The organism is Micromonospora sp. WMMD956 (assembly GCF_029626125.1).
Taxonomy (GTDB): domain Bacteria; phylum Actinomycetota; class Actinomycetes; order Mycobacteriales; family Micromonosporaceae; genus Micromonospora; species Micromonospora carbonacea.
In genome coordinates this window covers 5372826-5387672 of sequence record NZ_JARUBI010000005.1, presented here as the reverse complement: position 1 = coordinate 5387672, position 14847 = coordinate 5372826, and the positions used below count along the sequence as shown (strand labels likewise).

The window sequence follows — 14847 nt, the reverse complement described above, 5'->3', positions numbered from 1 at the left end:
CATCTCCTTGGCAGCAGTCGCTGACAACGCTGTCACATCCGTGCCACTTCGACGCACTCCGGGTCGTCCAGATGCCCTTCCAAAGGTCCGCAAGAAACCAGATCCACCAATGCCCGGGTGACACGGCGCGAGGCACCAGAGACACCTCGCACCGCCTTCCCGGACCACCCAAGCGGGCCCCGAATATCGCCTTGACCTCAAGCCTGCTAGCACCGAGAACAGCACAAACTGACGATCGCAGCGGCGTTCCTGGTTAGCAGGCAGGAATGCGGATCAGACCCTTTCAAGAACAACCCGACGACCAAGGTCAGGGTCGCCAACGAACCAGAAGAGCACTACTTTCTCGTCGACATAGTCTGAGCGCAGGTTCACCGAATAGGGGGCCGGATACCCGTCAAGCATCTCAAAGACAAGGCCAACCTCAGTCATCCTCCCACTCGGATCATTTACCGCCGATCGAACGGACCACTTGCCAGCACCCGAAACGAAGGACGGCCCTAATGGCATCGACCCCAATAGGGACACGGGTATCCGCGTCGCCGCAAACGTCCCGTCAACATTGAAGACCAACTCGCCGGACCCTCGCCACACACCGACCACATCGTTATTGGATAGCGCGGGGCGGGAATCCTCGAACCATCTCGTCACTGCATGGATCGCGAACACCACCCCAAGGCCGAGAACGCAGGCAGCGCCAGCAGCAGCAAGCCAACTCCTCGCTCCTGCGGTCACTGGGGGCATGCCGAGTTGACGCATGTAGTAATTCTGAAGCGGTAACTTTGAATCATGTAGTTTTCGAGCGGATAGGCATCCGCCCCACTCCCCGCGTTCCCGTCACCCCGCGGTGGCGTCACGCCAGGAATGCGAGTACCGGAGTAGAGGGTCGTGGCGTTCTGCACATGATACTCAACGACAGGATTGTCATTCTCGTGCCCCACGACTTTCCAATCGACATCGTAGGAACCCGTGATCGCCATAAACCGACTACTACCCAAGGAGCCCTTGGTCGCGTTACTCAGCATATCCCCGAACAGATGCTTGTAGTTCTCACTCTTTGGCATGTCGGAATAGTGGAAATCCTGACGACCGCCCAGCTCACCAGCGGCAGCACGCCGGTCAATTTCAAGATAGATGTTGGCGAATTCGGAGGTCATCCAGAGCTCCCTGGTCATCCGATCTCCCCAGCGGAAGTACTCATAGGCAGCACACTGCTGCGTTGAGCCCACGATGCCACAGTCGAGATTAGGCGACTTGAACCCATTGACCATGTTCTGGAACCACTTCTTCACGATGTAATCCGGGGTTTCGTGACGAGTGCCTCCGACATGACAATATTCAGGGGTAGCGGGCATGCACTTCTCGGGCTGCGGCTTCGGCCTACCGCCACCTTTCCCCCCGCCCCCCTTGGGGTAAGTGGTCTTCTTTCCGCCCGGCTCATGGATCGTGACACCGCCGCCGGGCGCTGGCGTGGAATACGTGGTGCAGGCGTCGTCGGCACAGTCTTTCATCCCAGTCGGGTCGCTGTAGCGAACGGGACTGTTGTGTCCGTATGCGTAGGGGTTCCACTGTTGCGCGTCGGCCACATCGATGATCGGGTCAACGGAGATGAACCTACCGATGACGGGGTCGTAGGCGCGGGCGCCGACGATGGTGAGCCCGGTCGGGCTGATCGGCTTGTTGAGGAAGCCGCGGTTGTCGGGAACGGTGACCGCCGCGCCCCGGGCCGCCCCGTACGGCGTGTACTGCCGCCAGGTGGGGTTCTGCGCGGTGTTGTCGAGGTAGAGGGTGGGGGTGCCCTGGTGATCGGCGATGGCAAAGGTGTAGGCCGTGCCGTTGCCGGAGCGGATGCAACTGCCGCCGCCCGGCAGGTCGAGATAGCGGTTTCCGTCGATGGCGTTGGTGGCCGTGTTAAGGGTGAGCTGCTGCCCCGGCAGGTAGAGGGTGGTCTTGCCGGGTTCCTTCTGGAGCAACAGGTTGCCGTCGGCGTCGTAGGTGAAGGTGTTGTTGCCGCTGGTGCCGCCGGTCACGCTGGTCAGCTTGCCGGCGTCGTCCCAGGCGAGGGTCTGGTTGCCCTGGGCGGCGTTACGGCCGATGGTGTTGCCGGCGGCGTCGTACGTGTAGGAGGTGCTCCCGGTCGCCCCTCCGCTGGTGGCGGTGGAGGTCAGGGTGTGGGGCTTGTTCTGCCCGTTGCCGTCGTAGGTGTAGGTGGTGGTCGTGTCGGTGCCACCGGTCAGGTTGTGCTCGACCTGCTGGGTGCGGTTGCCGATCGGATCGATGGTCCAGGTGGTCCAGTAGGCGCTGCCGGCACCGATGGTGTTGCCGACCATGGTCTTGTCGGCGTTGGTCGGCGTGGTGGCGCAGGCGTCGGTGGCGGTCCACGCGTCGGTGAGGCGGGCGAGGCCGTCGTAGCCGTAGCACTGGGTCTCCGCCGGGGTGGTGACCCCGAGGCGCTTGCTGGTCTTGCGGGTGATGTTGCCGACCAGGTCGTACTTGTACTCCTGCTCGTCCACCGCCGCCGGGGTGGCCGTGGAGCGGGTGACGAGCTGGTTGGTCAGCCGGCTGGTGTGGGTGTCGTAGGTGTTGGTGACGTAGGCGGCGCTGGTGGCGGTGCCGATACTCTGCTGGTTGACCCGGCCCCAGGCGTCGTAGGTGACGCCGGTGGTGTAGGCGGCGAGGCCCGCGAGGGTGGTGGGCAGGTCCAGCACGCCGGAGTAGCCGTGCAGCACGGTCTCGGCGGGCAGGCTGCCCTTGGCCGGGTACGTGTCGGTCAGCGGCAGGCCCAGCACCGACGTGTACGAGTGCCCGAAGACGTACGAACCGGCGAGGGTGCCCTCGGTGGCGGGGATGGTGACGGTCTGCCCGAGGCTGGCGCCGAAGACGTTGAATGCCTTCTGCTGGGTCGTGACGGGCTGGCCGTCGCGGTAGGCGATGGTGGTGGTGAGCTTGCCGACGGCGTTGGTGACCCCGGCGACGGCGTTGCTGTTGTCGTACACCCAGGCGGCGCGCTGATTCGCCGACGACTGGCTGGCCACGGTGGCAGCGTACTCGCCGGTCTTACGGTCGAGGGCGTCGAAGGTGAACGACAGGGTCTTGGCACGGCCGTCGGTGGACTGGACGACGTTGCCGTTGGCGTCGTAGACCATGCTGCTGGTGCCGGCGTCGGGGTCGGACTTCGTCACGACCTGGCCGAGCAGGTTGTAGGTCGAGGTCCACACGTTGTTGTCGGCGTCGGTGAGCGTCGCCTGGTTGCCGCGGCTGTCGTAGCCGTACGTGCTGGTCGTGGCGGTGCCGCCGGTGACGGTGAAGTCGCCGGTGAAGGTGTCCGCCGGGGTGGTCACCGTCGGGCGGGCCTGGTATTCGTGCAGCTCCTTCTTCCGGCCCAGCGGGTCGGTGACGGTGGTCGTGACCACGCCACCCGCGGGCGGCACGACCGTGGTGCGGTCCCCGGCGTGGACCGTCGTGGTGGTGGAGACGGTGACGCCGTTCTTCGCCGCCGTGGTGACGATGGCGCGGCCGAGGCCGTCGTAGGTGGTGAAGGTCTGGTTGGGCACCTGCTTGCCGAGGGTCGCCGCCGACACCGGCGTGGTGACCGTGGGCGTGGTCGCGTCGTCCCACCACCCGTTGTACGACGCCCTGGTCCAGCCCCGGGTGTCGTAGAACGTGTCGGTGATCATCCGGCCGCCCTGCGGGGTGACCGTCTGCGTCTGCCGGCTCCGCAGCAGGGCGTCGTAGAGCGTCACCGAGGTCTGGTAGCCGTTGGAGTTGTTGAGCTTCTGACTGGTCACCGCCGTGACGCCGGTCTTGGACACCGTGTAGGTGAACTTCTGGTTGGCGTTGCTGCTGGTCGCCCGGTTGTACAACCAGACGGCGGAGGCGCGGCCCAGGGCGTCGTAGTGCTGCCGGGTCACCACGTTGTTGGCGTCGGTGCTGGTGAGCATGCCGCCGCGCTTCGGGTTGATCGTGGCCGACGACGTCTGGAGCAGCGCGTTGGTCGTCGACGTCCCGGTGACCAGGTTCGCGGCGTTCATGGTGTAGCCGGTGCTGGTCTTGTTGTTCTTGGCGTCGTACTCGTCGACGACGCGGCCGTACGTGTCGTAGGTGGTCTTCCCGCTGGTCTGCCAGACGTAGGCGCCGGCGGTGTGGTCCCTGGCGACCTGGGTGAGGGTGACGTCGCCCTTGGTCGGGGCGGCGGCCTGCGGGAACGTGGTGGCGAACGTCGGGTCGTCGTAGAAGTTCCGCTCGACCTTGACCACCTGCGCCGGCCGGCTCACCGTCGCCGGGGCGGTCAGCGTGTTGACGCTGCCCGGTTCGGAGACGGGGCTGCCCTGGGTGAACCCGCCGCACGCCACCGACACCGTCTCGGTCTGGCTGACCAGCCCGGCCAGGTTCGCGCCGGCGTTGACCGGGGCGTACGTGTAGCTGGTGCACTGGTCGTACGCGGTGTTGACCGGCACCGTGTAGGTGTAGCTGTGCTTCAGCTCGCCGAAGGTGGCGCTGGCGGTGTTCGCGTCGTAGCTGTTGTCGCTGGCCGTGTAGCGCCAGGTCAGCGACGCGCCGCTGGTCACCGCCTGCCGCGCGTACGTCTTGATCGGCGCGACCCACTGCGCGGTCAGGGCCGACAGGCCGGTGCGCGAGCGGGTGGCGGTGGCCCCGGACACCCAGTAGGAGGTGATGGTGGAGGAGTCGACCCGGCCGCCCTCACCGAGATACTGGGTCGTCTCCAGCTCCCTGCCGGCGAGTTCGTCGACGTCCTCGTGCACGCCGCCGGCCGAGTCGGTCAGGTTGACCACGGTGGTGGAGTTGTTCTTGCTCATGCCGCGGTGGTAGGCGACCTCGGACTGGGTGCGGCGGTCGTTGACGCCGTCGCCGCTGAAGGTGCGCACCTTGGCGTAGCCACGGAACTGCCCGTAGGTGCGGTACTTGGCCTTGACGACCTCGTTCTCGTCGTAGCGCCAGGCCGCCCCGCCGAGGTAGCTGTAGCTGGTCGACAGCGCCGGTGCCCCGCCGGTCGGGTCGGTGGACGTGACCCGGGTGACCGCGTACTTGTGGAACCAGTCCAGCTTCGGGTTCACGAACCCGTCGGGGGTCCAGTAGACCGGGTAGCACGACTTGGTGTTGGTGGCCGGGGCGGTCGTCACCGGGGCGGTGCACGGCACCGGCAGCTCGTAGCTCGGGGAGATCACCGAGCCGGTCTCGGTGGTGATCGTGGCGATGCGCTGCCGGTAGAAGTTCGGCAGCCCGCCGGTGGTGTCGACCCGGTTGGCCAGCTTGACCCCGGTGAACGACACCGACGGCAGGGTGATCGCCGCCGTCGAGCCGCCCGCGCCCGTGTCGTGGCCGGTGCGGGCGACCGACGTCAGCCACAGCGTCGGCGACGTGCCGTCGCCGGTGGCCGGCATGGTGTGCGACAGGTCGTACGAGTCGACCGGCTCGTACGCCGACGTGGCCGTGTCGTACTGCTGCGCCTCGATCGACGTCAGCCGGACCGTCGAGAAGAACGACGGGCTCCAGTCGTCGCAGTCGGTGCCGGAGTTGCAGATCAGGTCGAACGGCACGTCCGGCCAGTTCGCCTTGTTCGCCGAGTTCAGCGGCTGGCAGGTGCCCGACAGGCAGCGGTCGCCGGTGGTGAACACCACCCGGTTCGGCACGGTGCCGTAGGCGTTGCCGTCGGTGAAGCCGTAGTCGATGCGCGCCAGGTTGCTGTCCCGCACGTACGACACGTCGGTGGCGCCCTTGTTGCGGCCGTAGAAGTTGGTGGCCTGCTGGTAGTAGTAGGCCATCGCGTTGCCGTGGACGTCCTTGACGTAGTCGAGGTTCCACCGGTAGGCCATCGTGCATACCGACGAGGAGAACCCGGCCGAGTTGTAGCACGGGTCGCCCGAGTGCGGCGAGTAGACGGGGGTGTGGTCGACCGACTTCGTCTCGGCCTTGCCCGACGTCCAGCCCGGCAGGCGGTTACGGCCGAACTCGTACATCGTGCCGTCGCGCAGCGTCACCCGCCAGTAGTCGGTGTTGTAGGTTTCGGTGCCATTGTTCGAGTCGACCACGTGGGTGACCACCTCGCCGTTGTCCGACTCCGGCTTCCACTTGCTGCTGCCCGCGTCCCACACCAGCGACGTCGACGACCCGTTGAGCGACAGGGTCAGGATCGGCCCGTCGTAGCACCGGTCGTAGGTCTTGACCGGCGAGGCGCTGCCGCCCGGGTCGTCCATGCAGGAGGCGAAGGTCTGCTCCACGTACGACCGGGGCGTCGACCACCCGTCGCCCACCCACGACGACTGGGCGTTGGTCGAGGCGGTCTGCCCGTCGACGCTGCCCGAGTCGTAGGACAGCGCCACCGTGGGCACCAGGTCCGACGCCGCCGGCGGCACCGTCACCGGATACGAGTACGTGAACGAGCCGGTGCTCCCGCCGCCGGTCCACGAGCCGGACGGCTTGAGGTCGGTGGCCGCGTAGGTGCCGCCGTTACCGCCCTCCTCGCCGGCCGAGGCCACCGCCGCCAGCACCACGCGCGCGCCGGACGCCGACGCGGTCATCGGCACCTCGGCCGAGACGGTCCGCGCCGCCGGGTCGTTGGTGGACGCCAGCGGCTGCGCCGTGCGGCATTCCGCCGCCTTCGGCGTGGTCAGTGCGCACTCGGGCAGTCGGACCAGCCGCAGCCGCGACCCGTAGTTGCCGCCGTACGCCTCGGCGAAGCCCGCGTAGTCCACGCCGATCCGCGCCGCGCCCGACGCCCGGTCCGGCGTCACCGACAGCAGCACGCCGTCGACGCCGGCGGCTTCGGCGGCCTTGCGGTCGGCCACCGTCACCGCGAGCCGCTTCGGCCCGGCGGGTTGTCCGCTTTTGACCAACACCGGCTGCGCCCACACCGGGGTGCCCGCCGCCCGCGCCTTCGGCGACCCCGCCGACAGTGCCTGCGGCGCACCCAGCTCGACCTGCGCCGACGCGGCGCTGGGCCACACCGTCCTCGACGGCCGGTGGATCGACTTCGCGTCGTCGCGCGGCGTCACGAACCGTGTCGGCAACGGCTTGACGCCCTTTACCGACGGACCCGGTGACGGCACGGGAGGCCTTGCCGGCTCCGCGCCCCTGGGCTTCGCCGATGCCGGCGCGCCCGACCACAATCCCGCTACCAGAGCCGCCGACGCGATCGCCGCGACCAACCGTCTCGGACGTGCCGACAGACGTGTTCCCCCGTGCCCGAACATGCCCACCCCGTTTCGTGAGACAACCGGAACGACACGCAGGGTGGTGGGATGCGCACCCCCGTGACGCGCCGTCAATGTTTCACGTCCCGGGACGCAAAAGGTCACGCATCGATAACGATGGCGAAGGTCACGACGGCCATATGGGCCGCACTGAGTCCGAAAGGGACAAGGCGACGCGGCCTACGGCACCCCTGTCGCCGCGCGGGCTGATTCACTGTGGCCGCCCACCGGACGCGAAACCGCGTCCGCCGGACACGAACACGGGGGAGATACCACTCCATGTCCAGGAACAGCCCTCCTGTCAGGACAATCAGGTCGAGGGCCCTCGGCTCGGTCGTCGCGCTGAGCCTCGCCGCGGCGGGCGCCGCGACCGGCCTGACGCCCGCGCCTGCCGCCGAGGCGGCGTCGTCGGCACCCGCCGCGAAGCCGGCCACCGGCCCGCTCGGCGTGGACCGCGCCATGACCGAGGCCCGCCGCACCGGCCGACCCGTCGAGGCCACCGCCGCCGGCACCTCCACCTCCACCATGACCGCCCGACCCGACGGCACCGTCGAGCTGACCCAGACCGCCGTGCCCACCCGCACCCGCGTCGACGGGAAGTGGCGCAGCCTCGACCCGACCCTGGTCCGCCACGCCGACGGGAGCATCACCCCGACCGTCACCACCAACCAGGTCCGGCTCTCCCCCGGCGGCACCGGCCCCCTCGCCCAACTGACGAGCGGCGACCGCGCGCTGTCGCTCACCGCGCCGATGGCGCTGCCCGCGCCCACGTTGTCCGGGCCCACCGCCACCTACCCCGAGGTGCTGCCCGGCGTCGACCTCACCGTCCGCGTCACCGGCGAGGGCGGCTTCTCCCACGTCTTCGTCGTCAAGAACCGCCAGGCCGCCCGACACCCGAAGCTGGCCACCCTCGACCTGACCACGTCGACCAGTGGCGTCACCCTCACCGCCGACACCACCGGCAACATCACCGGCCGCGACCGCGCCGGACAGGCCGTCCTCACCGCACCCGCCCCGACCATGTGGGATTCCGCCACCGGCCGCAACGAGCGGCCCACCGCCGCATCGAGTGCCGCCGCGCCGGGCCGGACCGCGAGGAGCGCCCCCATCGGCGTGCGGATGGCCCCCGGCACGCTGCGCCTGTCCCCCGACCGGAAGCTGTTCGACGACCCGAAGACCGTCTACCCCGTCTACGTCGACCCCACGTTCAACTGGACCCCCGTCGGGCCCAAGATGTCCGGCTGGGCCACCATCTCCTACCAGCACCAGTCCACCAACTTCTGGAAGGACACCCCCGACCCGGTCGGGCGGATGCAGGTCGGCAACTCCGGCGTCCAACGCTCCCAGACCCTGGTCAACTTCCCGGTGCCGTACAGCACCCTGACCGGGGCCGAGATCTACGACGCCATCTTCAAGATCACCAACACCCGGTCCTGGAACTGCACCGCCAAGACGGTCAACATCTACGCCCCCGCAACCACCCTGAGCTCGTCCAACGCCACCTGGAACCACTGGGAGGTCGTCACCAAGGGCAGCGTCGTGGCCGCCAAGAGCTTCGCCTACGGCTACAGCGGCTGCGACGCCGACGCCGCCTCCTTCGACGTCACCAACCAGATCGAAGCCGACGTCACCGCCAAGAAGCCCACCCGCACCCTGTGGATGGTCGCCGCCAACGAGGCCAGCGACACCCAGAGCTGGAAGGAGTTCCTCGAAACCAGCCCCACCCTCACCATCCGCTACAACCACAAGCCCAACACCCCGACGGGGATGACCACCTCGCCCACCACGTCCTGCGCGGCCGCCAGCCCCACCGTCGTCGGCGACACCTCGGTCTCGCTCTACGCCCCGGTCTCCGACACCAACCGCGGCACCCTCGGCGTGACCTTCAAGCTGTGGAAGGCCAGCGCCCCCGGGACGCTGCTGGTCAACACCAACCCGAACCTGCTGACGTACTCGTCCGGCAGCACCGCCGTGTACGTCGTGCCCCGCGCGACCCTCGCCGCCGCCGCCGGCGTCACCGGGAGCAGCAACGGCGCGCCGACCACCTTCGCCTGGCAGGTCCAGGCCACCGACTTCCGCACCCCGAGCAACTGGTCGGCCACCTGCCGGTTCACCTTCGACGCGACCCGCGCCGGACCGCCGCGGATCACGCCGCCCGCCCAGACCACCGTCGGCGTCCAGGCCAGCTTCACCGTCGCGCCGCCGGAGAGCGGCACGCTGCCCACCGCCTACAACTACCAGCTGAACGCCGCGCCGCCGGTGACCGTCACCGCCGACGCCAGCGGCAACGCGACGATCCCCGTCCGGCCCACCCGGCTGACGAACACGCTCTCCGTCACCAGCGTCACGGCGGCGGGCCAGAACTTCGGCGAGACGGACACCCTGACCTTCAACGCCGTCCCCCCGGCCACTCCGGCCGCCGACGGCGACCTCACCGGTGACGGCCGGGCCGACCTGCTGAACGTGGGCTCCACCAACAACCTCGCGGCGGGGATCTGGCTGGCGGAGAACAACGGCGCGGCCGGCGTCAACCCGAACATCAGCAACATCGGCGCCCGCGGCAACGGCGTCTCCGGGACGAACTCGCCGTCCGACTTCGACAACACCCAGGTCGTCAGCGGTCGCTTCCTCGGCGGCAGCTTCCAGGACGTCCTGGTCTACTACCCGGCCGCCGACCCCGTCCGCGCGGAGCTCATCGCCGGCAACGGCGACGGCTCGGTGCTGCGCCCGGAGCGGGTCGAGAACCAGTTCGCCATCGAGGGTTCGCTGCTCAACGACCCGAACGGCACACCGCCGATCCAGCTCGCCAACGCCGGCGACAGCCGGCAGGCCGGCACCGGCTACCCCGACCTGATCGGCACCAGCGGGGACGCCGCCAACGGCTACTTCCTCACCTACTATCCCAACTTCGGCATCCCCGGCGGCTACCTCGGCACCCAGCACACCACCGCGTCGACCCCGACGGGTGGCACGGACTGGAACAACTGGCGCATCGCCACCGCCGAGGCGTCGGACGGCACCGCCATGTTCCTGTGGAACCGGACCACCGGCGCGCTGCACCTGTGGACCGGCCTCGCGTTCAGCCAGGACATCGGGCAGCTCACCTACACCGCCCGTACCCTCGCGGCGTCCGGCTGGAACACCGGCGGCAACCTGAGCCTGCGCGCGGGTGACATCAACGGCGACGGCACCGTGGACCTGTGGACCGTGGGCGCCGACGCCACCACGACCGCCTGGCTGGTGACCGGCCTCCAGGCCGGCAGCGCCACCGTCACGGCGCAGCCGAAGCAGACCCTGATCACCTCGGACCACACCTGGAAGTTCGACGACACCGGCGACGGGGCGGTCACGACCGCGACGGACGTCACCGGCGGCAGCACGCTGACCGCCTCCGGCGGCGACGCCTACTGGCGCAGCGACGACCTGTTCAGCCCGGCCCTCATCATGAACACCGACGCGACCGGCACCGCCGTGAACCCCACGGGCGACGGGGCGCTCACGGTCAACAGCCCGCTGATCGACACCACGAAGTCGTTCAGCATCTCGGTCTGGGCCAAGCCGACCGCGGCGGGCGGGGTCATCGCCAGCGAGGACGGCGCCAACGCGTCGCGCTTCCTGCTGTGGAACAACACGAGCGACAACACGTGGCGCTTCGGCATGGGCAACGCCGACAGCGGCTGGTCGTACACCCAGGTGGTGACCCCGGCCGGGACGGCGCTCGGCGTCTGGACGCACCTGGTGGCGACCTTCAACGCCAAGACCCGGACGATCTCGCTGTACGTCAACGGGGTGCTCAAGGGCAGCGCCCAGTTCACCGCGACGCCGACGTGGCCCAGCGGCGGCAAGTTCGTCGTCGGCCGCTACCTCTACCAGGGTCAGCCCACCGCCTACTACGCCGGGATGATCAGCAACCTCCAGGTGTGGAAGCGGGCGCTCACCCCGACCCAGGTGGGGGCCACCAACACCGTGCCGGCGACCGGGGCACGCACCCCGTTCGGCGCGACCACCTGGACGCCGCCCGGCACCGGGACCACCGAGACGGACATCTACACGGCCGACACCGACGGCAACCTGTGGCGGCACCGCAAGCAGAACGCGCAGTTGGGCGCCCCTCGGCTGATGTCGACCGGGTGGAACCAGTTCACCGTCTTCGGCATCGCCGACTGGGACCACGACGGCAACCAGGACATCGTGGTCCGCGACAACAGCTCCTGCGAGCTCCAGGTCTTCCTCGGCACGGCCGACGACCTGAGCGCCACGCCGACGTTCCTCGGCAACCAGTGGTGCAACTACCGCCCGTACGGGGTGGCCGACTGGAACCGCGACGGGTTCCAGGACGTGATCACGGCGGGGTCCACCAACGACCTGTGGGTGTATCCGGGCGACCTGGCCGGCGGCACGAGCGCCCGGGTGGACGTCGGCGACGGCTGGTCGACCGACTACGCCCCGTACGGCATCGCCAACGTCGTCGGCGATGCCACGCCGGACGTCTACGCCCGGGTGGCGAGCACCGGCCTCCTGCGGTTGTACGACTTCCCGGCGGCCAGCATCACCCAGGTCGGCGTGGGTTGGGCCGGCTACACCTCGTTCGGCCTGACCGACTTCAACCGCGACGGCAAGCCCGACGTCGTCGCCCGGGAGAACTCGACGGGGATTCTGTGGCTGTATCCCGGCGCGTCGGCGGGCATGCTGAGCGCCCGCAGCCAGCTCACCACCGGCTGGTGACGTAGGGCGACCGGCTGGCCCGGCCCACGGGCCGGGCCAGCCGCTGTCGGGTGGAGACGGTCGGACCAGCCCCGCGACGGTCAGACCAGGCCCGCGTCGCGCAGCAGCTTCCACAGGCCCGCGCCGTCCGGCGCGGAGAGCCACTTCTGCCCCACCGGGCCCGACGAGGAGCTGCCCGACGGGGTGGGCAGGCTGCCGGCGAGCACCGACTGGGTGGGCGACAGCCGGCGGATCGCCACGCCGGCCACGTTGTCGGGATGCCCGGCGGCGAACTCGCGGTAGATCTCCGGGTCGTGCTGGCCGTCGTCGCCGATGAGCAGCCAGCGCACGTCGGGGAACTCCCGGGACAGCCGGGCCAGGGTGGCCCGCTTGTGTTCCCGGCCGCTGCGGAACCACCGGTCGGCCGTCGGCCCCCAGTCGGTGAGCAGCAGCGGCCCGGCCGGGTAGAGGTGCCGGGACAGGAACCGGGTCAGCGTCGGCGCGACGTTCCACGCGCCGGTGGAGAGGTAGAACACGGGCGCGCCGGGGTGGGCGGTGACGAGGCGCTCGTAGAGCACCGCCATGCCGGGGACGGCGGCGCGGGCGTGCTCGTCGAGGACGAAGGTGTTCCACGCGGCGAGCAGCGGACGCGGCAGGGCCGTCACCATGACCGTGTCGTCGATGTCGGAGAGGATGCCGAACCGGACGGTCGGGTCGAGGACGCGGATCAGCGCCTCCACCGGCTCGGCGTCGGCCACGCCGAGGCGCACCGACGCCCAGCCGGGGGTCAGGTCGGCCTCGACGACGGTGTCGACGAAGCCGCTGCGGTCGGCCTTCGCCTCGTGCGTCACCCCGCCGGCCTCGATGGTGACCGTCACGTGCTTGGCGGGCAGGGTGGCGAAGCTGCGCCAGCCGCGCACCTTCTCCAGCCGCTGCCGGGACCGGGTGTCGGGGCGGCCGAGCAGCACCCGGCACAGCACCCGCGCCCAGCCGGGGGCGCCGTAACCGGCGTACGCGATGATGTTGGTCTGCCACCCGGTGCGCCGCAGCCGGCGCTCGACCAGGTTGTGCACGGCGTCCTCGAACCGCGCGGCCCGGTGCAGGTTCGGTACGGCCAGTTCGCCGGCGGGTGTCGGTGGCACACGGCAACCCTGCCACACGGCGGCGAGGTCGGCCACGCGAGCCGGTGGCCGCCGCCCGCCGCCGGTCTGCGCCGATCCGGCCCGGCCCGCCCCGGGCGCGTGACACACTCCGGTCGGGGCGACGACGGGGGCGTTGGTCGTGTCGACAGCTGTGCGGGACCGTGGGCGGTGGCGTCCGGCGCTCGACCGGCCGGCGCTGGCGGCGCTGCTGCTCGGGCTGGCCGGGTTCGGCTACCGGCTGGTCCTCACGCTGCTCACCGTGCCCGTGTCGAACAGCGACGAGGCCACGTTCGGCCTGGCCGCGCTGCACATCGCCGCCGGCCGGGAGCACCCCGTGTTCCTCTACGGGCAGCGCTACATGGGCATGGCGGAGGCGTACCTGGCGGCCCCGCTGGTCGCCGTCGCCGGGCCGAGCTGGCCGGTGCTGCGGCTGCCGGTGCTGGCGCTGTGGGCGCTGTTCGTGTTCCTCGCGTACCGGTTGACCCGCCGGATCTGCGCGCCGTGGTGCGCCGTGCTGGTCGTCGGCCTGCTCGCGCTCGGCCCGGAGCGGGTGCTGCGCGACCAGTTGCAGGCGGTCGGCGGGCGGCCCGAGGTGAAGCCGGCGGTGCTGGCGATCCTGCTGGTGGCGGTGGGGCTGGCCGACGGGCGGGTGCGGTCCCGGCCGCTGGCGGCGGGGGCGGCGGGGCTGCTGGCCGGGTTTGCCGTCTGGTCGGACTGGCTGATCGTGCCGTACCTGACGGCGGCCGTCCTGCTGCTGGCCTGGGTGCTGCGCCGGGAGCTGTTCGGCCGGTGCGGGGCGGCGCTGGCGGCCGGGGTCGCCCTCGGGGCGGCCCCGCTTGTCGTCGACAGCCTGCGCGCGCCGCCGGGGCAGGACTCGCTGTCGGTCGTCCGGCGGATCAGCGGGGAGGCCGGCGCGTCGCCGCCGCTGGGCGAGCGGCTGCACGGCGGGCTGCTGGAGGGGGTGCCGCTGGCCACCGGGCTGTGCCCGGCCGGTGGCTGCGCCCGGTGGCAGCAGTGGTTCGGGCTGTGCTATCCCCTGCTGCTGGCCGCCGCCGCGGTGCTCGCGCTGGTCGCGTACCGGCAGGCCGCCGCCGGGCCGGCCGGCGACCGGGTCGGGCCGGCCGCGCAGCTCGCCCTGGTCGCGGGCGCGGGGTTGACCCTCGCGGCGTACGTGCGCAGCCCGCTGGCCGCCACCGATCCGCTGAACAACGCCCGCTACCTGTCGGTGCTCCAGCTGTCGCTGCCGGTGGCGCTGTGGCCGCTGTGGGTGGCGGCGCGGCACGCCTGGCGGGGCACGACGGGCGCGGCGGGGCGGCTCGCCGGCGCGTCGGCGACGGCGGCGCTGGCCGGGCTGGCCGCCACCGCGCTGGCCGTCACCGGCCTGTTCGTGGCGGGCCTGGGGCCGCTGCGCGTCGAGGAGCGGCAGGCCCGCCAGCTCGCCGACGTCGTGCGCCGGGCGGGGCTGCGCGCGGTGTACGGCGAGTACTGGACGTGCAACCGGCTGGTCTTCCAGACGGCGGAGGAGGTGCGGTGCGGGGTGCTCGACGGGCGGCTGATGCCGGGGCAGAACCGGTACCGGCCGTACTGGCGGCAGGTGGCCCTCGCCGACCGGCCCGGGTACGTGCTGGTGGCCGACGGCCCGGCCGACCGGCGGCTGCGGGAGCTGCTCGGCCCGCGCCGCGGGGCGGCGCTGCTCGCCGAGGTCGGCCGCTATCGCGTGTACCACCCGGAGACGGCCGTGCGGCCGTGGCGCTGAGCGGGGTGCGTACGCTGGCCCGACCGGCGTGCACGAC

4 protein-coding genes are annotated in these 14847 nt (G+C 70.6%); 2 read left to right on the top strand and 2 right to left on the bottom strand.

Going from position 1 to position 14847, the window contains the following annotated elements; all coding sequences use genetic code 11:
• Positions 1–728 precede the first annotated feature (728 nt).
• Positions 729–7025: an RHS repeat-associated core domain-containing protein gene (locus tag O7628_RS23585; RefSeq protein ID WP_278133726.1), complete on the bottom strand. Its 6297-nt coding sequence runs from the start codon at positions 7023–7025 to the stop codon at positions 729–731.
• 462 nt (positions 7026–7487) lie between these two features.
• Between O7628_RS23585 and O7628_RS23580 the strand changes: the two genes are divergently transcribed.
• Positions 7488–11933, top strand: a complete 4446-nt coding sequence (locus tag O7628_RS23580) for a LamG-like jellyroll fold domain-containing protein (RefSeq protein WP_278133725.1) — start codon at positions 7488–7490, stop codon at positions 11931–11933.
• Between the two features lie 80 nt (positions 11934–12013).
• Here the strand turns inward: O7628_RS23580 and O7628_RS23575 are convergent, their stop codons facing one another.
• The gene (locus tag O7628_RS23575) at positions 12014–13054 is read right to left on the bottom strand and encodes a phosphatase domain-containing protein (RefSeq protein WP_074476020.1); all 1041 of its coding nucleotides are present in this window, start codon (positions 13052–13054) and stop codon (positions 12014–12016) included.
• 139 nt (positions 13055–13193) lie between these two features.
• Between O7628_RS23575 and O7628_RS23570 the strand changes: the two genes are divergently transcribed.
• The gene (locus tag O7628_RS23570; RefSeq protein WP_278133723.1) at positions 13194–14810 is read left to right on the top strand and encodes a hypothetical protein; all 1617 of its coding nucleotides are present in this window, start codon (positions 13194–13196) and stop codon (positions 14808–14810) included.
• Positions 14811–14847: the final 37 nt, after the last annotated feature.

Bases quoted from the DNA above. Each gene is read 5' to 3' on its own strand.
- O7628_RS23580 (WP_278133725.1), top strand. From the start codon at position 7,488: ATGTCCAGGAACAGCCCTCCTGTCAGGACAATCAGGTCGAGGGCCCTC.